General features: G+C 68.7%; 17 protein-coding genes and 1 riboswitch. Of the genes, 6 read left to right on the top strand and 11 right to left on the bottom strand.

Going from position 1 to position 21,974, the window contains the following annotated elements; genetic code table 11:
- Positions 1 to 28: 28 nt before the first annotated feature.
- Together ruvC and ruvA are read left to right on the top strand one after the other, a co-directional pair.
- Complete coding sequence (gene ruvC / locus IQ292_RS02695; RefSeq protein WP_203308874.1) at positions 29 to 535, top strand: crossover junction endodeoxyribonuclease RuvC; 507 nt, start codon at positions 29 to 31, stop codon at positions 533 to 535.
- Positions 532 to 1,134, top strand: coding sequence for a Holliday junction branch migration protein RuvA (ruvA, locus tag IQ292_RS02690; protein ID WP_203308747.1), 603 nt, complete (start codon positions 532 to 534; stop codon positions 1,132 to 1,134). The genes ruvC and ruvA overlap by 4 nt, the downstream gene beginning before the upstream one ends.
- 224 nt (positions 1,135 to 1,358) lie before the next feature.
- On the opposite strand, the gene metE is transcribed toward ruvA, so the two are convergent.
- Complete coding sequence (gene metE / locus IQ292_RS02685) at positions 1,359 to 3,650, bottom strand: 5-methyltetrahydropteroyltriglutamate--homocysteine S-methyltransferase (protein WP_203308746.1); 2,292 nt, start codon at positions 3,648 to 3,650, stop codon at positions 1,359 to 1,361.
- Positions 3,651 to 3,787: 137 nt separating this feature from the next.
- A riboswitch (cobalamin riboswitch) is annotated at positions 3,788 to 4,003 on the bottom strand.
- A gap of 180 nt (positions 4,004 to 4,183) precedes the next feature.
- Complete coding sequence (locus IQ292_RS02680) at positions 4,184 to 5,485, bottom strand: sugar MFS transporter (RefSeq protein WP_203308745.1); 1,302 nt, start codon at positions 5,483 to 5,485, stop codon at positions 4,184 to 4,186.
- A 148-nt stretch (positions 5,486 to 5,633) separates the two neighbouring features.
- Here IQ292_RS02680 and IQ292_RS02675 point away from each other — a divergent pair, with 148 nt between their 5' ends.
- From IQ292_RS02675 to IQ292_RS02665, 3 genes are all read left to right on the top strand, one after another.
- Positions 5,634 to 6,776, top strand: a complete 1,143-nt coding sequence (locus IQ292_RS02675; RefSeq protein WP_203308744.1) for an aldose epimerase family protein — start codon at positions 5,634 to 5,636, stop codon at positions 6,774 to 6,776.
- A 31-nt stretch (positions 6,777 to 6,807) separates the two neighbouring features.
- Positions 6,808 to 8,601, top strand: a complete 1,794-nt coding sequence (locus tag IQ292_RS02670) for an IlvD/Edd family dehydratase (RefSeq protein WP_203308873.1) — start codon at positions 6,808 to 6,810, stop codon at positions 8,599 to 8,601.
- A 156-nt stretch (positions 8,602 to 8,757) separates the two neighbouring features.
- A complete protein-coding gene (locus IQ292_RS02665) occupies positions 8,758 to 11,985 on the top strand; it encodes a glycoside hydrolase family 2 TIM barrel-domain containing protein (RefSeq protein WP_203308743.1) in 3,228 nt (1,075 codons plus the stop codon).
- 106 nt (positions 11,986 to 12,091) lie between these two features.
- On the opposite strand, the gene IQ292_RS02660 is transcribed toward IQ292_RS02665, so the two are convergent.
- The 5 genes from IQ292_RS02660 to IQ292_RS02640 all read right to left on the bottom strand — a co-directional run bounded on the left by IQ292_RS02660 (position 12,092) and on the right by IQ292_RS02640 (position 17,167).
- Positions 12,092 to 13,033 carry a Gfo/Idh/MocA family protein gene (locus IQ292_RS02660; protein WP_203308742.1) on the bottom strand — a complete coding sequence of 314 codons (942 nt, stop codon included), beginning with the start codon at positions 13,031 to 13,033 and terminating at the stop codon, positions 12,092 to 12,094.
- Positions 13,030 to 14,025: an AraD1 family protein gene (araD1, locus tag IQ292_RS02655; RefSeq protein WP_203308741.1), complete on the bottom strand. Its 996-nt coding sequence runs from the start codon at positions 14,023 to 14,025 to the stop codon at positions 13,030 to 13,032. The genes IQ292_RS02660 and araD1 overlap by 4 nt, the downstream gene beginning before the upstream one ends.
- Positions 14,022 to 14,660, bottom strand: a complete 639-nt coding sequence (locus IQ292_RS02650; RefSeq protein WP_203308872.1) for a 2-dehydro-3-deoxy-6-phosphogalactonate aldolase — start codon at positions 14,658 to 14,660, stop codon at positions 14,022 to 14,024. The genes araD1 and IQ292_RS02650 overlap by 4 nt, the downstream gene beginning before the upstream one ends.
- Positions 14,660 to 15,529 (bottom strand): 2-dehydro-3-deoxygalactonokinase, encoded by an 870-nt coding sequence (locus tag IQ292_RS02645; protein ID WP_203308740.1) that lies wholly within the window; start codon positions 15,527 to 15,529, stop codon positions 14,660 to 14,662. Before IQ292_RS02645 ends, IQ292_RS02650 begins: the two co-directional genes overlap by 1 nt.
- Before the next feature lie 102 nt (positions 15,530 to 15,631).
- Positions 15,632 to 17,167, bottom strand: coding sequence for an aldehyde dehydrogenase (NADP(+)) (locus IQ292_RS02640; RefSeq protein ID WP_338057571.1), 1,536 nt, complete (start codon positions 17,165 to 17,167; stop codon positions 15,632 to 15,634).
- Positions 17,168 to 17,271: 104 nt separating this feature from the next.
- Here IQ292_RS02640 and IQ292_RS02635 point away from each other — a divergent pair, with 104 nt between their 5' ends.
- Complete coding sequence (locus IQ292_RS02635; protein WP_203308738.1) at positions 17,272 to 18,141, top strand: SMP-30/gluconolactonase/LRE family protein; 870 nt, start codon at positions 17,272 to 17,274, stop codon at positions 18,139 to 18,141.
- Between the two features lie 56 nt (positions 18,142 to 18,197).
- Here the strand turns inward: IQ292_RS02635 and IQ292_RS02630 are convergent, their stop codons facing one another.
- The 4 genes from IQ292_RS02630 to IQ292_RS17580 are packed head-to-tail and all read right to left on the bottom strand — an operon-like array spanning position 18,198 to position 21,869.
- Entirely contained in the window at positions 18,198 to 19,448 is a 1,251-nt protein-coding gene (locus IQ292_RS02630) for an SLC13 family permease (protein ID WP_203308737.1), read from the bottom strand.
- Positions 19,445 to 20,566, bottom strand: a complete 1,122-nt coding sequence (locus tag IQ292_RS02625) for a metallophosphoesterase family protein (protein WP_203308736.1) — start codon at positions 20,564 to 20,566, stop codon at positions 19,445 to 19,447. Before IQ292_RS02625 ends, IQ292_RS02630 begins: the two co-directional genes overlap by 4 nt.
- Entirely contained in the window at positions 20,563 to 21,555 is a 993-nt protein-coding gene (locus tag IQ292_RS02620) for an MFS transporter (protein WP_338057570.1), read from the bottom strand. Before IQ292_RS02620 ends, IQ292_RS02625 begins: the two co-directional genes overlap by 4 nt.
- Positions 21,477 to 21,869 (bottom strand): MFS transporter, encoded by a 393-nt coding sequence (locus IQ292_RS17580; protein ID WP_238940722.1) that lies wholly within the window; start codon positions 21,867 to 21,869, stop codon positions 21,477 to 21,479. The genes IQ292_RS02620 and IQ292_RS17580 overlap by 79 nt, the downstream gene beginning before the upstream one ends.
- Positions 21,870 to 21,974 lie beyond the last annotated feature (105 nt).

Genomic DNA, 21,974 nt, shown 5'->3' with positions numbered 1-21,974 from the left:
CGGGTCCGGTCGGCGGGAAGGCATGGCCGTGATCATCCTGGGTCTCGACCCCGGGCTGGGGACGACCGGTTGGGGCGTCATCCACGCCGACGGCAACCGCCTGCGCCATATCGCGAACGGCCAGATCAAGACCGATCCGTCGATGGCGCTGCCGCGGCGGCTCGCCAATCTCAACGCAGCGCTGACCGACGTCATTCTCGCCGAGCGACCCGACAGCGCGGCGGTGGAGGAAGTGCTGGGCAACACCAACGCGCAATCGACGCTGAAGCTGGGGCAGGCGCGCGGCGTCGTGCTGCTGACGGCCGCCACGGCGGGGCTGATCGTCGGGGAATATCATCCGTCGACCGTCAAGAAGGCGGTGGTCGGTACCGGCGGCGCGGAGAAGCGGCAGATCCAGGCGATGATGGCGGTGCTGCTGCCCGGTGCCAAGCTGGCGGGGCCTGACGCGGCGGATGCGCTGGCAGTGGCGATCACGCACGCGCATCATCTGGCGAGCGCGGCCGGCATGGCGCGCCGGGCAAGGATCATGGCATGATCGCACATCTGAAGGGCCGCCTCGATTCGACGGGCATCGACCATGCCGTGATCGATGTCGGCGGCGTCGGCTATCTGGTCGGGGCGTCGTCGCGCACGCTCGCCGCGATCGGCCCTGTCGGGGAGGCGGCGACGCTGTTCACCGAGATGCTGGTCGGCGAGGATTTCCTGCGCCTGGTCGGGTTCGCGACGGCGGGGGAGCGTGACTGGTTCCGCCTGCTGACCGGGGTGCAGGGCGTGGGCGCGCGGGTCGCGCTGGCGATCCTGTCGGCGCTGGAGCCATCGGAACTGTCGCGGGCGGTGGCGGCGCAGGACAAGGCGATGGTCGCCCGCGCGAACGGCGTCGGCCCGAAGCTCGCCGAGCGGATCGTGCGGGAATTGAAGGACAAGGTCGGCGCGGTCGCGACGCTCGGGCCGGCGGCGGTGTCGCAGGTCGCGCCGGTCGGGGCGGGTGCGGATGCGGTGTCGGCGCTGCTCAACCTGGGGTTCCGCTCCGCCGAGGCGGCGAGCGCTGTCGGCGCTGCGGAAGAGGAATTGGGGACGGGCGCGACGCTGGACGCGTTGGTGCGACTGGCCTTGCGGAAGGCCGCGAAGGGTTAGTCGCGTCCGTCGGACAGGGTCCGTTCCGGCATCCACCGTTCGACAGGCGCGCCGACGGCGGCGCTCCTGCGACGGTGGAGCCGGGAACGGGCCCGGTAGGCCCGGTGTGCGATCCGGCACGGCTGGATCGGCGCGGTACCGGCCCTCCCACCCCCACCCGGCCGCCTATCCAGGATACGCTAAGTGCGGCGTGAGGGTGGCACCGCTGCCGCGCAAGCTATCGATTACGCCGGCGGCGTCGCCCTCGCTTCCGACCGCAGCGTTCGCGCCGCGGCGACCATCGCCTCGATCGCCGGTCGAACCTCCTCCCAGCGGCGCGTCTTCAGTCCGCAATCCGGGTTGATCCACAATTGCTCGGGCCGCAGATGCGTCTCTGCCAGGCGGATCAGCCGGACCATATCCGCCTCGTCGGGGACACGGGCGGAATGGATGTCATAGACGCCGGGCCCGATCATGCTGGGGTAGCGGTAGCGCGCGAAACCTTCGAGCAGCTCCATCTGCGAACGCGCCGTCTCGATCGAGATGACGTCGGTGTCCATCGCGCCGATAGCGGGCAGGATCTCGTTGAACTCCGAATAGCACATGTGCGTGTGGATCTGCGTCGCGGGGCCGACGCCCGCGGCGGTCAGGCGGAAACAGTCGACGGCCCAGTCGAGATAGGTCTGCCAGTCGGACCTGCGCAGCGGCAGCCCTTCGCGCAATGCCGCCTCGTCGATCTGGATCGCCTTGCACCCCGCCGCCTCCAGATCACGGACCTCGTCGCGGATCGCCAGCGCGATCTGGCGGCATGACGCCGCACGCGGCTGATCGTCGCGCACGAAGCTCCAGTTGAGAATGGTGACCGGACCGGTCAGCATGCCCTTGACCGGTCTGTCGGTCAGCCCCTGGGCATAGCGCCACCACGCGACCGTCATCGGTTCCGGGCGCGCGACATCGCCGTACAGGATCGGGGGCCGTACGCAGCGCGAGCCATAGCTCTGGACCCAGCCATTGGTCGTGAAGGCGAAGCCCGACAACCGCTCGCCGAAATACTGCACCATGTCGTTGCGCTCGAATTCACCGTGAACGAGCATGTCGAGGCCGACCTCCTCCTGCCAACGGATAGCGCGGGCTGTCTCGTCCCGCAGGAACGCCGCATAGGTCGCATCGTCCAGCCGGCCGCGATTGTGCTCGGCCCGCGCGTGCCGGACGGCCGCCGTTTGCGGGAAGGAGCCGATCGTCGTCGTCGGGTAGCGCGGCAGCCCGAGGACGGCAGCCTGCGCGGCCTCGCGTTCGGCATGACTGGCGCCGCGCTCGCGCATCGCGGGGGACACTGCGGCGAGCCGCGCCTGTACCGCCTGGTCGTGGATGCGCGCGCTGGTCCCGCGCGCGATGACGGCGCGGGTGGCGGCGGCGAGCGGGCCCGAAACGCTGGCGCGCCCCCCGTTCAGGGCGAGCTTGAGCAGCGCAAGTTCCTCGACCTTCTGGACCGCGAAGGCGAGCCATTGGCGGACCTCGTCGTCGAGCCGGGTCTCGAGCGCCAGATCGACGGGTACGTGCAACAGCGAGCAGGAGGGTGCGAGGATCAGGTCGCGCGTCGCGGCGACCGGCTCCAGCCGGAAAAGCAGAGCGTCGAGGTCGGTCCGCCACACGTTACGGCCGTCGACGACGCCGAGCGACAGCAGCAGGTGTGCGGGCGCGACCTTCACCAGGGCATCGATCTGATCCGGCGCGCGGACGAGGTCGACGTGCAGGCCCGCGACAGGAAGCGCGGCCGCGAAGGACAGATTGTCACCCAAGCCGCCGAAATAGGTGGTCAGCATCAGCTTCGGCCCCACGCGGCCGAGCCTCGCATAGGCACGCACCAGCGCGCGCCGCTGTACGTCGCTCAGGTCCGTGACGAGGATGGGTTCGTCGATCTGCACCCATTCCGCGCCGGCCCGCGCGAGATGACCCAGAATGACGCCGTAGAGGCCGAGCACCTCGTCGAGCAGCGCGAAGGGATCGTCATGCCCCTTGGCGAGGCTGAGCCAGGTGACCGGGCCGAGCAGCACGGGCCGCGTCTGGTAGCCCAGCGCCTTCGCCTCGCGGTAATCGTCGAGTACCTTCAGCCGGCCGAGGCTGAGCTTGCAGCCTGGTTCGATCTCCGGGACGATATAATGATAATTCGTGTCGAACCATTTGGTCATCTCGCCCGCGGTGACGCTGGCGTGGCCGCAGCCGCCCGCCGCGCCGCGCGCCATCGCGAAATAGGTCGCGAGATCCGCCGTGCCGTCGGCCGCGCCGTACCGTGCCGGCACCGCGCCGAGCATCAGGCTGGTGTCCAGCACGTGATCGTAGAGCGAGAAGTCGCCCGAGGGCAGCCAGTCCGTGCCGAGCGCGTGCTGGCGTGCCCAGTTGGCGGCGCGCAACGCCGCCGTCGACTCCTGCAGCTGTATCGCCCCTGTTTCGCCCGACCAGAAGGATTCGAGCGCGGTCTTCAATTCGCGCCGCGGGCCGATACGCGGAAAGCCCAGAGTGGCAATGGTGACGGTCATCTTCCTATACCCCGAAGAAGGGCGGGGATGGAATCGGACGCGCGCTCCCGTCGACGGATGCCGGCAGGCGGCCGCAGGCGGGCGCCGACCGGCGACCGCACGCGGACAGGCGGCCAGACCGGGCACCCCGCCGGTGGACGTTATCGCGTCGGAAGGCAGGTCTCCTGGCTCGCGGGTCCTTGCGACTGGTCCGGCCTTCCCGGGCGCGAGCGCCCAGTGACCCATGATCGACCAGCCGCTCGCCGCTTACAGTTGCGGGGGCAGCGCCGGCCTTGCCCGGAGGCGCACCGGCTTCCCGTCTTAGCTCCGGCGCGGGCGGACCCGACCGAAGAACCTTCGACCGCCCAAGCATCGGTGATGCTCGCCGCCACGTCAAGATAGATATAAAGATATCTTTATATCTTTATGCGACGCTGTTCGCCGGAAGGGTCGGCCACATTGCCAACGCGCACCGTCCATCTGCCCACGCCACCCCGGGATAGACCGAGATGACGGGGAGTGCGGCCTCGGCGCGATCGTCGATCCGGGGACGCTTACAGCTGCTGGTCGGGCAGCGCGTTCGTCGGTCTCGAGCCCCAGAGCGCATAGGACAAGACGTAGAGCGCGCACGCCGCCGGGATCAGAAAGCCCCAGTGCAGGCCATAGGTGTCGCCGATCTTGCCCTGGATCGACGCAAGCGCACCGCCCGCGATCGACATGATCAATAGTCCCGATCCCTCCTCGGTGAGGGGGCCCAGACCGCGGATCGCCAGTGCGAAGATCGCCGGGAACATGATCGAGATGCCGAGGCCCGACACGATAAGGCCATACATTGCCGCCGGACCCGTCACGAAGGCCGCGGTCAACGTGCCGGCCAGCGCGATCAGGGAGAATAGCGCGAGCACATGCTGCGGCGCGATCTTGCGCATCAGCGCGGCGCCGGCGAAGCGGCCGACCATCATTCCCGCCCAGAAGAACAGCAGGTACGACGCCGCATGTTCCTGGGTCAGGTTGGCGACGTCGGGTTGCGACACGAAGTTGATGAAATAGCTGCTGACGCCGATCTCGCCGAGCACGCACAGCGCGATCCCGACGCAGCCGAGGACCAGGTTGCGATGGTTCCATAGCGACAGGCCCTTGCGATCCTCCGCATTGACCCGCTGCGTCGCAGCGCCAAGCGCCGGCAGCTTCGCGCGGGCGATCAGGGCCGCAAGCAGCGCCAGCACGATGGCGACGATCAGATAGGGCAGTTCGGTCGCCTGCGCGTCGGCCATGCGCTGCGCGGCGGTGAGCTGCGTGCCGTGAGCGGCCGTGCCCGCCGTGGTGCGGGCGAGGATCAGATATTTGCCGAAGATGATCGCGAGCACGTCACCCGTCGTGTTGAAGGCCTGGACGAGCGTCAGTCGCCCCTCGGCACTTTCCGGCGGGCCGATCACCGCGACATACGGATTCGCCGCAACCTGCAGCAATGCGATGCCGCATGAAACGACGAACAGCGATGCGACGGTGATGCCATAAGACACCAGCGACGCCGCCAGGATCATGCCGAGCGAGCCGATCGTCATCACGCCCAGGCCCGCCGTCAACGCACGCTGATAGCCGATCCGCTCGATCAGTTTCGCGGCCGGGATCGAGGCCAGCAGATAGCCGATGAACCATACCGACTCGATCAGGCCCGTCTGGAAATAGTTCAGCTCGAACACGCTGCGCAGGTGCGGCAGCAGCGTGTTGTTGATGACGGTGATGAAGCCCCACATGAAGAACAGGGAGGCGAGCAGCGCGAGCGCGGGGCCATAGGACGCCGAAGAGCCCGTCCCCCCTCTCGCTGCGGTGTTGGCAACCATCGGTCCGGGCATGATCCTCTCCTTGGCAACGCGGCGCTGTTGCGGCCGGGCGGACATCAAGTCTGGTATCCCCCGGCACAATCGCTTGCGCTCTTATATGTCTGACTATAAGCCGTCCTAGACACGGTCAATCAGGAAACGGCCGGTCGGGAGGAGAACGATGCGAAAGGTTGCCACGCTGTTGTCGTCCGCCGTGCTAGCGAGTCTGTCGATCCCCGGAGCGGCCTCCGCCGCCACCGCGACGCGCGGCGCCTTCGGTCAATTGCCGGACGGAACGAAGATCGAGGCCGTGACGCTGGCCGGCGCCAATGGGGTCAAGGCGCGCATCATGACGCTCGGCGCGACGCTGCAGGCGTTCGAGGCGCCCGATCGCAACGGCAAGGTGGCCGACATCACGCTCGGCCACGATACGGCGTCGGAATATGTCACCCAGCCGAATTTCTGGGGGCAGACGGTCGGCCGCTACGCCAACCGCATCGCGGGCGGTCGGTTCGTGCTCGACGGCAAGACCTATCAGCTGCCGCTCAACGACAAGACCAATTCGCTGCACGGCGGCACGACCGGCTTCGACAAGGCGGTGTGGCGGATCGTCTCGGTCCGTCAGGGGCCGCAGGCGAGCGTGACGCTGGCGATGACCAGCCCTGCGGGCGATCAGGGCTATCCCGGCAAGCTGGAGGTGACGACCACCTACACGCTGGACGATACGGGGGCGCTCACGATCGACTATGAGGCGAAAACCGACGCGCCGACGATCGTCAACCTGACCAACCACGCCCTATTCAACCTGGCCGGTGAGGGATCGGCAGGGGGAATTTATGCGCAGCGGATGACGGTGCCCGCCGCGCGCTACACCCCGGTGGACGACAAGCTGATCCCCACGGGCGAGATGAAGGCCGTGGCAGGGACGGTGTTCGACTTCACGCGCGGACGCGTCATCGGTCAGGACGTGCGCGACGGACGCGATCCGCAGATCGTGATCGGCCGCGGTTACGATCACAATTTCGTCCTGGACAGCGGCTCTACCGCGCAGCCGAAGCTGGCGGCGCGCGTCGAGGACCCCGCGTCGGGACGCGTGCTCGAGGTGCTGACGACGGAGCCGGGCGTGCAATTCTATTCGGGCAATTTCCTCGACGGGACGATCGTCGGCAAGCAGGGCCACGTCTATCGGATGGGCGACGGTTTCGCGCTGGAGCCGCAGAAGTTTCCGGACACCCCCAATCACCCCGCGTTCGGATCGGCCCGCGTCGACCCGGGCAAGCCCTATCACCACCGCATGATCTATCGCGTCTCCGTGGCGCGCTGACCGGAGCCTATCCATGACCACCGATGCCCAGATGGGCGACGCCCCGAAGCAACTGCGCAGTCGCGCCTGGTTCGACAATCCGGCGAACATCGACATGACGGCGCTCTATCTGGAGCGGTATCTCAATTTCGGCCTCAGCCTGGAGGAACTGCGCTCCGGCAAGCCGATCATCGGTATCGCGCAGACGGGCAGCGACCTGTCGCCGTGCAACCGGCACCATCTGGTGCTGGCGGAGCGGGTGCGGGAGGGTATCCGCGAGGCCGGCGGCATCGCGATCGAATTTCCGGTCCACCCGATCCAGGAGACCGGCAAGCGCCCAACCGCGGGCCTCGATCGCAACCTCGCCTATCTGGGCATCGTCGAGGTGCTGTACGGCTATCCGCTCGACGGCGTCGTGCTGACGATCGGTTGCGACAAGACCACGCCGGCCTGTCTGATGGCGGCGGCGACGGTGAACATCCCGGCGATCGCGCTGTCGGTCGGGCCGATGCTGAACGGCTGGCACAAGGGCGAGCGGACGGGCTCCGGCACGATCGTCTGGAAGGCGCGTCAGATGCTCGCCGCCGGCGAGATCGACGACGCGGAATTCATCCGCCTCGTCGCCTCCTCGGCGCCCTCGACCGGCTATTGCAACACCATGGGTACGGCGACGACGATGAACAGCCTCGCGGAGGCGCTGGGCATGTCGTTGCCGGGGTCGGCTGCGATCCCGGCCCCCTATCGCGACCGCCAGGAAGTGGCGTGGCGCACGGGCAAGCGCATCGTCGACATGGTGCACGAGGACCTGAAGCCGTCCGACATCCTGACGAAGCAGGCCTTCCACAACGCGATCCGCGTCAACTCGGCGATCGGCGGGTCGACCAACGCGCCGATCCATCTGGCCGCGCTGGCGCGTCATGTCGGCGTCGACCTGCCGCTGACCGACTGGCAGGAGCAGGGACACGACGTGCCGCTTCTCGTCAACCTGCAGCCGGCGGGCGAATATCTGGGTGAGGATTACTATCGGGCCGGCGGCGTGCCCGCGGTGGTCAGCCAGCTAATGGCGCAGGGGCTGATCCACGAGGACGCGATCACGGCCAACGGACGCACGATGGGCGACAATTGCCGCGACGCGCGGATCGAGGACGAGGCGGTGATCCGCCCGTTCGACCGGCCGTTGAAGGAGCGGGCGGGCTTCATCGTCCTGTCGGGCAATCTGTTCGACGCCGCGATCATGAAGACCAGCGTGATCTCCGAGGAATTCCGGACGCGCTACCTGTCCAACCCGGATGATCCGGGTGCGTTCGAGGGGCCGGCGGTGGTGTTCGACGGCCCGGAGGATTACCATCACCGTATCGACGATCCCGCGCTCGGCATCACGCCGCAGACGCTGATGTTCATGCGGGGCGCCGGGCCCGTCGGCTATCCGGGTGCGGCGGAGGTCGTCAACATGCGTCCGCCCGCCTATCTGATCACCGAAGGCGTCCATGCGCTGCCGTGCGTCGGCGATGGCCGCCAGTCCGGCACCAGCGGCAGCCCGTCGATCCTCAATGCCTCGCCTGAGGCGGCGGCAATGGGTGGCCTCGCGCTGCTCCGCACCGGCGACCGCGTCCGCATCGACCTCAACAAGGGCTCGGTCGACGTGCTGATCCCGGACGAGGAACTTGCTGAACGCCGCGCGGCGCTCGAGGCGGCGGGCGGCTACCCCTATCCGGCGTCGCAGACGCCCTGGCAGGAAATCCAGCGGTCCGTCGTCGGTCAGATGAACACGGGCGCGATCCTGGAGGGCGCGGAGAAGTATCAGCGCATCGCGCAGACCATGGGGCTACCGCGCGACAATCACTGACCGCCGCTCCCGACGGCGAGGCAAAAGGGGGCGTTCCGCCAACCTGGCGGGGCGCCCCTTTCATTTCAGGCGGTCACCCACGGGTTGATCGGGCTTCGAGATCGTCTATTGTCAGACATAGGAGCCGTACTGGGTCCGGCAATCGGGGAGGGGGCTATGCGGGCACTGATCCTGGCGGGGGTGGGACTGATCGGCCTGGCCACGGGCATCGCGCAGGCGCAGGACGACGCACCACGGGTACAGCCCGTGCAGATCGACCCGAGCCGGCCGGCCTGGGAAAACCCGGCGATTAATTATGTCGGCAAGCTGCCCGCCCGGGCCACCGGCTTCCCCTTCGAGAGCCGCGAAAGGGCGATCGCGGCCGACATCGCGCGATCCGACCGCTTCATATCCTTGAACGGCACGTGGAAATTCGCGCTGTCGCCCGATGCGGACCGGACGCCGACCGGGTTCGAACAGCCAGCCTATGACGTCACGAGCTGGAAGACGATCAAGGTCCCGGCCGACTGGCAGGCCGAGGGGTTCGATCAGCCGCGTTACAACAATATCACCTATCCGTTTCCCGCGAACCGGCCGCTCATTCCGCACGCGGCCGATCCGGTCGGATCGTACCGACGCGACATCGACCTGCCGGCCAGCTGGTCGGGCAGCGACGTCCTGCTGTATATCGGCGCTGCCGGATCGGCCTATGACATATGGGTCAACGGTCGGAAGGTCGGGTATTCGGAAGACTCGAAGCTGCCGAGCGAGTTCGACGTCACGCGCTTCGTCCATCCGGGCCGCAACGTCATCGCCATCCAGATTCACCGCTGGTCGGACGGAAGCTATCTGGAGGATCAGGATTTCTGGCGGGTGTCGGGTATCGAGCGCGACGTCTACCTGATCGCCGCCCCCCGGACGCGGATCCGTGATGTCTTCGTGCATGCGGGACTCGTCAACGGATATCGCGACGGCTCGCTCGCGCTCGACCTGGCGGTGACGCCGGGTGCGGCGACGTCGGCGCGCTACGTGCTGACGGATGGCGCGCACGTGGTCGCGGAGGGGCGGCAACCGGTCGCTGCGGGCGCGGCCGAACGGACGCTGACGCTGACCGGGCTGGTTGCGAACGTGAAGCCCTGGACCGCCGAGACACCCGACCTCTACACGTTGCTGGTCGAACTGTACGACGGCAAGGGCGCGCTGGTGCAGTCGACGCCGCTGCGGATCGGTTTTCGCACCGTCGCGATCATCGACGGGCGCGTCACCGTCAACGGCAAGCCGATCACGATCCGCGGCGCCAATCGCCACGAGCATGATCCGCAGACGTTCCATGTGGTCAGCCGCGAACTGATGGAGCGCGACGTCCGGCTGATGAAGCGGAACAACGTCAACGCGATCCGAACGTCGCACTATCCGAACGACCCGTATCTCTACGAACTCGCCGATCGTTACGGCATCTATGTGATGGACGAGGCGAACGTCGAGAGTCACGCCTACATGGACTATGCGAACAGGCATCCCGACGATCGCGCGCGCTATCAGATCGGCTTCGACCCCGCGTGGAAGGATGCGCACGTCAGCCGCGTCGTCAACATGGTGGAACGCGACAAGAATCACCCGTCGATCATCTTCTGGTCGCTGGGCAACGAAGCCGGCATCGGCCCCAATTTCGAAGCGGCGGCGGCGGCGGCCAGGGTACGCGATCCGTCGCGGCTGATCAGCTATCTCGGCTGGGGGACCTGGGACGGGGGGCACGACCACCGGCCCAACTGGTTCGCCGACATCTACGCGCCGATGTACGATCCTGCGGTCAAGATGGCGGATTATGCAACGAACTGGACGTTCAAGCAGCCGATGATCCAGTGCGAATATGCGCACATGATGGGCCAGTCCGGTGGCGACCTGAAGGAATATTGGGATACGATCTATGCCCATCCGGACAAGCTGCAGGGCGGCTTCGTCTGGGACTGGGTCGATCAGTCCATGTACCGCTACACCAAGGATGGACGGCGCTATTGGGGCGACGGGGGCGAATATGGGCCGAACCCGGGCGGGGACATAGAATTCGGCGATGGCCTGTTGCAGTCGGATCGCACGCCCAACCCGCAACTGTACGAATTGCGCAAGGTCTACGCACCCGTGCAGTTCGACGGCTTCGACCCGGTGCACGGCCGCGTCACCGTGCGCAACCGCCATGATTTCCGCGACCTGTCGGGCTTCACCTTCGACTGGGCATTGGAAGAGAATGGCGTGCCGGTCGCCAAGGGCGAGCTGCCGCCGCTCACCACGCCGGCACGCGCCGCCGAGTCGATCGCGCTGCCACTCGCGGGCCATGCGTTGGCCCCGGGCGCGGAATATTTCGTGACGGTCAACGTACGCGCCAGGGAGGGCGCGGTGCCGGGGGTCGCCGGGGGGACGCTGGTCGGGTTCGAGCAGTTCGCCATACCCGGCATGGCCAGCGAGCGGCTCGTCATGCCGAGCGGCATGGTTGCCGTCACGGAGCGGGACGGTGCCTTCGTGATGGCCAGCCGGGGTGCCGAACTGCAGATCGATCGTACGACCGGCCTGATCCGCCGCTACGCGCTCGACGGACGTCCGCTGGTGACCGGAGGACAACCGCATTTCTGGCGTGCGGTGACCGACAACGACATCGGCATCGGCGTCGATCGGAAGCTGGCCGTATGGAAGGCGATGAGCGAGACGCGCACCGTGCGCGCGATCCGCGCGGCGGGCGATACGGTGACCGTCACCTACGCATTGGGCGACGGAGCGGCGACCTTTACCACCAGCTACCGCATGGCCGTCGACGGCAGCGTGGCCGTCAGCGGGCAATTGCTCCCGGGCAGGTCGGATCTGCCGCCCCCGTTCCGCGTCGGTCTCGCCTTCGCCATGCCGACCGACTTCGAGACGGTGGAATGGTACGGGCGCGGACCGCACGAAAGCTATGTCGACCGCAAGGCCAGCGCACCGATCGGGTTATGGCGCGGCCGGATCGCCGATCAGAACCACGACTTCATCCGGCCGCAGGAGACCGGCAACAAGGTCGACGTCCGCTGGATGGAAGTGTCGCGTGCTGCGGGCGCCGGCGCCATGGGGCTGCGCGTCGAGGGCGATGCGCCCCTGATGATGAACGCTCTCGCCTTTCCCTATGCCGATCTCGACCGTCACGCGCCGGGTCGCTGGAAGTCGACGGATGTCGTGCCGCACGGTCAGGTCACGTTGCTCGTCGACGCGACGCAATGGGGCGTCGGCGGCGACACGCAGTGGAGCGCGGTCGGCGAGCCGCTGCCCCGCTATCGCACCAGCGCCGAGCCCACCCGCATTGTCTTTCGGCTGACGCCGTTCGCGGGAATGGGCACGACGCCCGACAAGGCGCGCGCTGCCAGCGCGACGGGCGAGGAGTGATGCGTCTCTTCCTGGTACGGACGGCGTAGCGCCGCGCGTTCGCTCGATCGGGCGATCCGTGCCAGGAGGGAAGGGCGCGTCGTCGTCGCGCCGTTCCCTCGCGGGATCATTCGAAGAAGGGGTCGACGCTGACGTGGCGCCCGCGCAGGAACGCATCGGCGACATGGCGCAGGGGCGCGACATCGACGTCGGAAACGCCCGCCGCGACGATCTCCGCGAAGCGCGCATAGAGGCCGGGATATTCGCCATGCAGCGCGTCTTCCGCCACCGGGATCTCGCCGCCCCCGATCGACAGTTCCGATCCGCCCTTGGCGAGCGTCAGCGTGCCGGACTCGGTCTCGACGACGATGTCCCAGCTCTGCGGTCCTTCCTGGCGGAAATCGAGATCCATCGCGATCGGCACATCGGCGGTGTCGCGAAAGGCGATCCTTGCCGCGATCGGCGCCGCGCAATTTGACGGTACGTCGAGTTCCGCCTCCTCGACGAAGAACGGCCGCGGCAGGATATGCGTCGCGATCGACAGCGCGTTGATCCCGGGGTCGAAGACGCCGAAGCCACCCGGCTGCCATATCCAGGCCTGTCCGGGATGCCAGACGCGCACGTCCTCGCGCCAGGTGATCGTCACCCCGCGCAGCGTCTTGCCGGCGAGCCATGCCCGCGCGGGTTCGACGCCTGGCGCATAGCGTGAATGCCAACTGGCGAAGAGGCTGATGCCCCTGGCCTCCGCAGCAAGGCGCAGCGACTCCACCTCCGCCAGCGTCGCGCCGGGCGGCTTTTCCAGGAAGACGTGCCAGCCCTTCGCGATCGCCGTCTCGGCAATGGCGCGGCGGACCTGCGGCGGCGTGCACAGCGCGACCGCATCGACCGAAACGTCGCTGGCGGCGAGCGCGTGGATATCGGGAAAGAAGGGCAGGTCGCCTTCGGGGCCGCCATGGCGGCTGACCGTCGCGACGAGTTCGAAGTGCGGATCGGCGGCGATCGCGGGCAGATGCTGGTCGCGCGCGATCTTGCCCATGCCGACGAGTGCGAGGCGGATCGGCCCGCTCACAGCACGCGCACCGCGACCGGCGCGTCCCCGGCGACCGCCAGCGGATTGCGCAGCGGCAGCGTGAATGGCGCGGCCTCGATTTCGAAGACGTCACCCGGCTGCGTCCGGACCTGATCGGAAAAGGACAGGGTGGCGGTGCCGAAGAAGTGCACGTGGACATCCCCCGGGCGGCGGAAGCCGGCATATTTGAAGTGGTGATGCTCCAGATTGGCGAGCGTATGGGACATGTTGTCCTCGCCCGTCAGGAACGGCTTCTCCCACAACGTCTGGCCATCGCGGAGGATGCGACTGGTGCCGCGGATGTCGCGGGGCACGTCGCCGATCAGCAGCTCGGCGCCCAGCGCCGCCTGGCGCAGCTTCGAATGCGCGAGCCACAGATAATTGTGCCGCTCGGTGACATGGTCGCTGAATTCGTTGGCGAGCGCGACGCCGAGACGGAAGGGCGTGCCGTCATCCCCGATCAGGTATATGCCTGCGAGTTCCGGTTCCTCGCCGCCGTCCTGCGCGAAGGAAGGCGACGTCAGCGGCTGGCCGGGGCCGACCAGCGCCAGACCATCGCCCTTGTAGAACCATTCCGGCTGCTGGCCGACCGTGCCGGCGGCCGGCTTGCCGCCCTCGACGCCCTCCAGGAACATGCGCATCGAATCGGTCGGCGTGTCGCTGGACGCCGCCGCCTTGTGCATCGCGTCGCGCCCCTCGGCGGAACCGAGGTGGGTGAGCCCGGTCCCGGCGAGCGTCAGCCGCGCCGTGTCGTCATGGTCGATCGCGGGAAGCAGGTGGCCGTCGGCAAGCGCCGCATCGAGGTCGATACGGTCGTCGGTCGCCCGCGCACGGGCGGCCCCGAGAAGCGTGACGCCGTCCGCGATCGCGGCGCGGGCGAGGGCCAGCGTGCTGTCGACACCGTTGAGGAAGCGGCTGCCGTCGGCGTCCGACAGGATGACCCGACGACGGCCGTCGACGCCGCGATGCTGGAGGAGGCGGGTAGAGGTCATGCCGGATCCTTGATGGCGGAAACGAAACGCGCGGCATCCGCCGCGACATCGGCGGCGGCCTTGCCGCTGCGGTAGAGGTTGGAGCCGAGCCCGAATCCGTCGGCGCCGGCGGCGCGCCAGGCCGGGATCGTCTCCGGCGAAACACCGCCGACGGCGAGCACGGCGATGTCGCGGGGCAACACCGCACGCTGCGCCTTGAGCATCGCGGGGCTGGCGCCCTCTGCGGGGAAGAGTTTCAGCGCGGTCGCGCCCGCCGCCAGCGCCGCAAAGGCCTCGCTCGGCGTGAAGTAGCCGGGCAGCGAGATCAGCCCGCGCGCGGCGCTGGCACGGATCACGATCGGATCGGTGTTGGGAGAGACGATCAACGCCCCACCGGCGGCCGCGACATCGGCGACCGCGCCCTCGGTCAGTACCGTCCCCGCGCCGACCAGCGCGCGCCCGGACAGCCGGTCGGCGAGCAACCGGATGCTGTCGAGCGGTCGCGGCGAGTTGAGCGGCACCTCGATCAGCGTGATGCCCGCCTCCACCAGCGCATCGCCGATCGCGGGCGCTTCCTCGGGAGTCAGGCCGCGCAAAATCGCGATGAGGGGGCAGGCGGCGAAGGCTGCCCGGTAACGATCGGCAAGGTCGGTCATCATATCCGCTTCCAAAGAGCATGGGCGCCGGCGGCGAAGGCAGCCTGGCTGTCGATCGTTACCGTCGTGCCGCCGCAGATGCGGATCGCGGCGGCATAGAGATCGGCGAGCGCGCCGGTCGCCAGCAGGTGCACGGTAGCGCCGGACACATCGCTGCGCGCGCCGACGTCCGCGCCGATCAGCACGCCGCTGGCGAAGGCGGCGGCGTCCTCCCCCGCGAGTGTCCCAAGCAAGACGCCGGCCCGGACCTCGAACAGGGCGGTCGCGAGATCGCACGCCTTTACGCCCCGGGCGATGCCGGCGCGAAAGGCTCCGCCATCGGCAACCGCACCGTCGAGCATGCCTGCGAGGATGCCATGCCCCTTCAGCAGCGCGAAAAGTTCGCCCGTCATCGCGGTCGCGAAATCGGCGATCCGGCCGCCCCGCATGCTGATCCACTTGTTGTGCGTGCCGGGCTGCGCGAGCAGGGCATCGGCCGGAACGAGGCGGGCAGCGACCGCACCGAGCGCCTGGACCTCTTCGCCGCGCATGACGTCGCTGCGCGGTCCGGTCAGCGCGACGCCCGGGACGATCGCCACATCGCCGTCGAGCCGCAGGCAGGCCGCGGCGAGCGCATCGAGGTCCGTCGGAGCGGGGACATAGGGGGCCTCGTGCCAGCCGCGCGTCGAGCCGACCATTCCGGCCGCGATCACCGGCAGGGCGCCCCAGCGGCTGCGGAACGCGGCGATATCCCGCCGATAGCCGTCGGGCGCCATCGCCAGCACGCCGCGATCGTCGCGGATCGAATCGCGGATCGTACCGTCCGCGCCCAGCAGATAGGCGCGGCGGTTGGTCGTTCCCCAGTCGATCGCGATACAGGCGTCGCTCACCGGCGCAGATGCTCCTCTCCCTATTTGTTAGACAATATCTTCTGCTTGGCTGCCGGGTCAACCCGTTGCGTCCCCCTCCGGCCTGGGGAGGGGGACAAATGCTTATTCCGCCTTGCCGTCAACGAGCCTGGGACCCGCGGCACCGTCGCGCAGTTCGGGCGGCAGCAGGTCTGCGGGCAGGTCCTGGTAGCAGACGGGGCGGAGATAGCGGTCGATCGCCAGCGTTCCAACCGAGGTGGTGCGGCCATCAGACGTTGCAGGGAACGGGCCGCCATGCACCATCGCATGCGCGACTTCGACACCCGTCGGCCAGCCATTGGCGAGGATGCGGCCGGCCTTCCGCTCCAGGATCGGGATCAAGGGCGCGGCGGCGGCGCGGTCCTCAGCGTCCATGTGCAAGGTCGCGGTGAGCTGCCCCTCAACCGTCGCGAGCACCTTGGCGAGCGCCGCCATGTCCGCGCAACGGACGAGCAACGAAGAGGCGCCGAACACTTCGTGCCCCATCGACTCGTCGGCGAGGAACGCATCCGACGTGGTCGAGAAGAAGCGCGCCGTTTCGCGCGCCACGCCGTCGCCGGTGCGGCCGGCACCGAGTTCGTCGACCTGCGGATTGGCGGCGAGCGCCGCGGTGCCATGCGCGAACGCCTGGCGGATGCCGCCGGTCAGCATCGGCTGCGGGTCGTGTGCGGCCAGCGCCTCCTGCGCCGCCACGACGAAGGCGTCGAGACCGGGCCCCTCCACCGCGAGCAACAGCCCCGGATTGGTGCAGAACTGCCCGGCGCCCATCGTCAGCGATCCGACGAAAGCCGTGCCGAGCGCGGCGCCGCGATCGGCGAGCGCGTGCGGCATCAGTACTACGGGGTTGATGCTCGACATCTCCGCATAGACGGGGATCGGCACGTCGCGGCTCTGCGCGATGCGGACGAGCGCCAGGCCGCCGGCGCGCGAACCGGTGAATCCGACCGCCGCGATGCGCGGGTCCGCGACCAGCGCCGCGCCGAGATCGTTGGCGGGTCCGCGCACATGGCCGAATACGCCGTCGGGCATGCCGGTGCGCTTGGCCGCCGCGCGGATAGCGTCGGCGACCATCGCGTCGGTGCCGGGGTGCGCGGGATGACCCTTCACCACCACCGGGCACCCTGCCGCCAGGGCGCTCGCGGTGTCGCCGCCGGCGGTGGAGAAGGCGAGGGGGAAGTTGGATGCGCCGAACACCGCCACCGGGCCGACGGGAATCATGCGGAGACGAAGGTCAGGGCGCGGCAACGGCTGCCGATCGGGCTGCGCGGGATCGACCCGCACACCGCGCCAGCGGCCGGCGCGTACCACCTCCGCGAACAGCTTGAGCTGGCCGACCGTACGGCCACGCTCGCCGGTCAGGCGTGCGAGCGGGAGGCCGCTTTCCTTTGCGGCGCGATCGAGCAAAGCGTCGCCGAGCGCCATGATCTCCTCCGCGATCGCCTCCAGGAACGCGGCGCGCGCCTCCGCATCGGTGGCACGATAGGCATCGAAGGCCGCGTCCGCCGCGGCGCAGGCCGCATCGACGTCGGCGAGCGTGCTCACCGCATAGGCGGGTTCGAGCGGCTGGCCGGTTGCGGCCTCGACACCGCGGAAGCTCTGCTGGGGGTCGGCTTCACTCACGACGGTCTCCACTTCTGTCTGACTTATTTGATGATATAGGAGCGTCTATAGGAAGGCACCCGGCGAACCACAACAACGTCGGGTCGGTGAGAGAGGAAGTTTCGATGAGCGAAGTGCGCACCGTGTGGCGGGGACATGCGACGCTGGGCGAGGGCCCGGTATGGGATGCGCGGCGCGGCTGTCTGTGGTTCGTCGATATCAAGCAGCAGCGTGTCTACCGCCTCATCGAAGGTCGCGACGCCGATCTTTGGGACGCACCCGCCCAGGTTGGATGGGTGCTTCCCGCGGCCGACGGCCGTCTGCTCGCCGGGCTGCAGACCGGGATCGCGTGCTTCGATCCTGCGGACGGCAGCTTCACGCCGCTGCACGATCCCGAGCCCGATCTGCCCGGCAATCGCCTGAACGATGCGACCGTCGCGCCGGACGGTATCGTCTGGTTCGGGACGATGGACGACGGCGAGGCGCAGGTGACCGGCCGCGTCCATCGGTTCGACGGCGCGCGCGTCACCACCACCGCCATTCCCGCGGTAGCGATCACCAATGGTCCTGGCGTGAGCCCGGACGGCCGTACCCTCTACCACGTCGATACGCTGGGCGGGATCATCCATGCCGTGCCGATCGAGCCGGACGGCACGACCGGCAGTCCCCGCGAATTCGCGCGCATCGATCCGGCGCACGGCTGGCCCGACGGCGTGTCGATCGATTCGGCCGGCAACGTCTGGCTCGGGCTTTGGGGTGGCTGGGCGGCACGCTGCTACGCGCCCGACGGCAGCCTGCGCACCGAGGTGCGCATGCCCGCGGCCAACATCACCAAGGTCGCGCTCGGCGGTCCCGACCTGATGACCGCCTATGCGACCAGCGCGAGCAAGGGGCTGAGCGAGGCCGAGCGCGCGGCGCAGCCGGAGGCGGGCAACGTTTTTGCGTTTCGTGTCGACATACCGGGGCAGACGCAGGTCCTGGCGCGGCTGGGTTGACCCGGCGGTCTGTAGGGGGTGGTCGGGAAGGGGGGCGACCGGGACGGCCGCCCGCCTCAGCCGAGAGCCAGTCGCACCCCCAGCGCCGCGACGAGCGCGAGCGGCATCGCGACCGCGCCGACGCGGAGGAAACGCCAGAACCCGACGTCCTCGCCCTCCCGCCGGATCGCCTGCAGCCACAGGATCGTCGCCAGCGAACCCGTCACGGACAGGTTCGGCCCCAGGTCGACACCGATCAGCAGCGCGTCGACGATCAGGCGCGGCGGGTGCGCCTGCGCGACCGCGGTGCTGGCGATCAGGCCGGCCGGCAGGTTGTTCATCAGGTTCGACGCGAAGGCGAGGATCGCACCCGCCCAGGCTACCCCCTCGACCGGATGCGCACTGGCGTCGCGCAGCATCTGCGCGACGCGACCGATGACCCCGGTACGATCGAGCGCCTCGACCAGCACGAACAACCCCGCGACGAGCGGCAGCACGCCCCATGACACGTCCCGGGCCAGCGCCAGCGGCGATCGTCGCGCGATGACGGACACGAACAAGGCGGTGGCGATGCCCGCGAGCGCGGTCGGCAGGCCGAGTTCGATGTCGAGCGCGGAAACCGCCAGCAGCAGCACCGCCGTCGCGATGATCCCGGCAAGCGCGGCCTTGCCCTCGCGGCTCAGCGTCGGTGATTCGACGTCGCAGGCGCAGGCGCCCTGCAGCCGCGACCGCTCGACGAGCCGCAGCACCATATAGGTCACGCCGATCGACGCGAGCGACGGCAGCGCGAACGAGGCGAGCCACTGGCCGAGCGGTGGCATATGCCCGCCGTACAGGACGAGATTGGCGGGGTTTGAGATCGGCAGGACGAAGCTGGCCGCGTTGGCGATCAGGGCGCAGGCGAGCAGCAGCGGCAACGGATTGGCCTCCGCCCGGCGCGCCACCGCGAAGACCGCGGGCGTCAGGACGACCGCGGTCGCGTCGTTCGACATGAACGTGGTGACGACGACACCGGTCAGATAGACGAGCGTGAAGAGCCGCGGTGTCGAGCCGCCCGCCCGATTGACGGCCAGCGCCGCGATCCAGTCGAAGACGCCATGCGCGCGCGCGGCCTCGCTCAGCAGCATCATGCCGGTCAGGAAGAGATAGACGTCGAGCCCCTTGGCGATCGCGCCGCCCGCCGCCGCCACGGGGACAAGGCCGGTGACGACGAGCAGCGCCGCGCCGCCGACCGCCCAGATCCATTCCGGCCAGCGCATCGGCCGCACGATCACGCCGGCGGTAGCAAGGCCCGCGACCCCCCAGGTCGCACCCGTGGCCAGGATCACGGCTTTCCCCCGTTCCGGTTGGGGCCGAGCTGGAACCCGTCGATCCCTGCCACCGGCCATGCGCCGATGCTGTGGCAGCTATGGCCGGGGGCGACCAGCCCGAAACGCTTCGGCGTCTGGTCGGCGGGGCGGACGAGCAGGTCGATCCTGTCCTCGCCCCCGCCCGCCCGCACGCAGATCGCGTGGCGACCCGCGGGAAGGACGACGCGGGCGCGCCAGCATCCGTCGTCACCACGCGCCATCACCATGGATGCGCCGTCGTCGACCGTCAGCAGCGCCGGGGTCGCGACATCCCCGAAGACGCGCGCCACGATCTCGACCGCGCCGGGGCGCGCGACCTGGGTCGGATCGTGCGGTCGCGTCACCAGCCGCAGGTCGCAGGGCGACACGATCTGCACGTGCGGCCAGGGCGCGCCCAGACGGCGGAAGCGCCAGCTGGGCACGCGATCGTGGACGGCGACGATCGTATAGCCGTGCGCCCCGCCGTCCTCTTCGATCTGGCCCGTCGAGCGCGTCGCACCATAGATCACGGCGCCGTCGTTGAGCAGTTCGTTGTAGTGCGTGTGCCCGGTATCGACGAAGGCGACCCCCGCCGCGGCGAAGGTGCGCGCGATTTCGTCACCATCCGCGGCAAGGTCGCAGGGGAAGGCGTGCATGAAGACCAAAGGGACCTGCCCCAGCGCCGCTGCCGTCGCCAGTTCCTCGCGCAGCCGGTTGCGATGATGCATGGTCAGGCGGAAGTCCGGGCCGCCATGTCCCGCCGACACGATGTCGAGATAGATGCAGCGGTGCGTGCCGATCGTCTCGCCTTCGGGTCGATTCTCTTCGGGTACGGCGGCTTCGTAGGCGCGCAGGTCGCCGGGTTCATAGTCATGGTCGCCGGGGATGATGCGCCACGGCAGACCGGCGGGCAGTCCGCCCAGGGTCGCGCACATCGCGGCATAGTCCGACGCCTCGCCGTGATTGGCATTGTCGCCCGGAAGGAAGACGAGATCGACCTCTCCCGCCAGATTGTCCGCAACTTCGGCGACGATGTCCGCAAGCCGCTCAAGGTTCTCCGGCGCGGCGGACTCCAGATGCAGGTCGCCGATATGCACCCAGGCGATCGACCCGGTCATCGCGCGGCTTCCTTGCGGGCGCCGGCGCAGGCGGGACGCAACGTCGCCGCAAAACCGATCCACAGCGCCAGGCTGACCAGTGCGAAGCTGCCGAGGATGAAGAAGGCCGCCTTGTAGCCTAGCAACTGCGCGAGCCACCCTCCGATCGCGGGCGACAGGCTGGCGCCGACGCCCTGGATCGTCATCACGGCGCCCTGGCCGACGTTGACGCACCCCGTGCCGTTCAGCAGGCAGGCGACGAGGCCCGGCACCGCAACGCTCTGCAACCCCGCACCGATGCCGTCGAGCGCCTGCACCGGCCAGACGCCCCAATGTTCGATGAAGCTGCCCGCGAGCAGGCCGCGCACGGGCAAGGCGGCAAAGGAGATCAGCATCACCAGCCAATAGCCGCGACCCGCCGCCATCTTCATGGCGATCAGGCTGGTCACGATCATCACGGCCTGCGCGACGACGACGGTGGTGGCGGTGAAGGTTGCGGCATTGCCCTTGCCCGCCCCCACCACGGCGAGGCCGTAGAGCGGCAGCATCGCGCCGTTGCCGAGGTGGAAACAGGCAAGAGCGGCGGCGAGGATCAGCATCGGCTTGTTCGAGAGCAGGGTCTTGAACCCCTCCGCCTTGCCGTCGGTGGCGTCGTCCCCGTCCCCGTCGCCGTCCCCGTCGCCGTCCTCGTCCTTCTCGAGCCCGCGCGCCGCCTTGTGGTCGATGGCGCGTTCGGGAATCAGGAGTACCGACGTGATCGCGAGCACGCCGAAGGCGGCGGCGAGGTAGAAGATCGCTGGCATGCCGAACTTCCAGCCGAGATAGCCCGACAGGCCGGCGCCCACCATGTTGCCGGCGTGGTTCCACGCCTGGTTGCGGCCGTTCTGCGCGTTGAAGCCCTTTTGTCGCACGATGCCCAGCGTCATGCCCGTCACCGCCGGCCCGATCGCCGCGCCTGCGATCGCGGTGGCGACCTGGCTGACGGTGACGACGATCCCGATTGCGACCACAGGATCAGGAATGAGGCGAGCACGGTGCAGATGCCGGTGATCACCACCACCCAGCGTTTGCGCTCGGTATGATCGATGAACGCGCCGGCGGGGACCGTCATGATCATGCCGGCGACGCCACCTGCCGTCATGACCGTGCCGATCGGTCCGGTCTGCCAGCCGCGCTGCTGGAGGAAGACGCCCAGGAACGGGCCGATACCCGCCTGCATGTCGGCCATGAAGAAGTTGAGCGCCTGCAGGAAGCCGCGCGCACGGCGTGTTTCATCGCGATCCGGCGCGGCGCCGGACCGGTCCATCGGAAGCGTCGTCGCCATCGGTCACCTTCGTGTGGAGGGGGCCGCAGCAAAACTATGTTACTATGGATTGGGTCCGCGCCGGAGCGATGTGGATCAAATAATTGTATACGCCTCCGTTATGAT

This window comes from Sphingomonas beigongshangi (assembly GCF_016820445.1).
Lineage (GTDB): Bacteria > Pseudomonadota > Alphaproteobacteria > Sphingomonadales > Sphingomonadaceae > Sphingomonas > Sphingomonas beigongshangi.
Note: the sequence above shows the minus strand (reverse complement) of the source record. Positions and strands in the feature narration are given on the sequence as shown.

Coding starts and splice junctions, on each gene's coding strand:
- IQ292_RS02650 (WP_203308872.1), bottom strand. CDS start 14,660: ATGACCGACCTTGCCGATCGTTACCGGGCAGCCTTCGCCGCCTGCCCC.
- IQ292_RS02670 (WP_203308873.1), top strand. CDS start 6,808: ATGGGCGACGCCCCGAAGCAACTGCGCAGTCGCGCCTGGTTCGACAAT.
- IQ292_RS02680 (WP_203308745.1), bottom strand. CDS start 5,485: ATGCCCGGACCGATGGTTGCCAACACCGCAGCGAGAGGGGGGACGGGC.
- IQ292_RS02635 (WP_203308738.1), top strand. CDS start 17,272: ATGAGCGAAGTGCGCACCGTGTGGCGGGGACATGCGACGCTGGGCGAG.
- IQ292_RS02665 (WP_203308743.1), top strand. CDS start 8,758: ATGCGGGCACTGATCCTGGCGGGGGTGGGACTGATCGGCCTGGCCACG.
- IQ292_RS02625 (WP_203308736.1), bottom strand. CDS start 20,566: ATGACCGGGTCGATCGCCTGGGTGCATATCGGCGACCTGCATCTGGAG.
- araD1 (WP_203308741.1), bottom strand. CDS start 14,025: ATGACCTCTACCCGCCTCCTCCAGCATCGCGGCGTCGACGGCCGTCGT.
- metE (WP_203308746.1), bottom strand. CDS start 3,650: ATGACCGTCACCATTGCCACTCTGGGCTTTCCGCGTATCGGCCCGCGG.
- IQ292_RS17580 (WP_238940722.1), bottom strand. CDS start 21,869: ATGGCGACGACGCTTCCGATGGACCGGTCCGGCGCCGCGCCGGATCGC.
- ruvA (WP_203308747.1), top strand. CDS start 532: ATGATCGCACATCTGAAGGGCCGCCTCGATTCGACGGGCATCGACCAT.
- IQ292_RS02675 (WP_203308744.1), top strand. CDS start 5,634: ATGCGAAAGGTTGCCACGCTGTTGTCGTCCGCCGTGCTAGCGAGTCTG.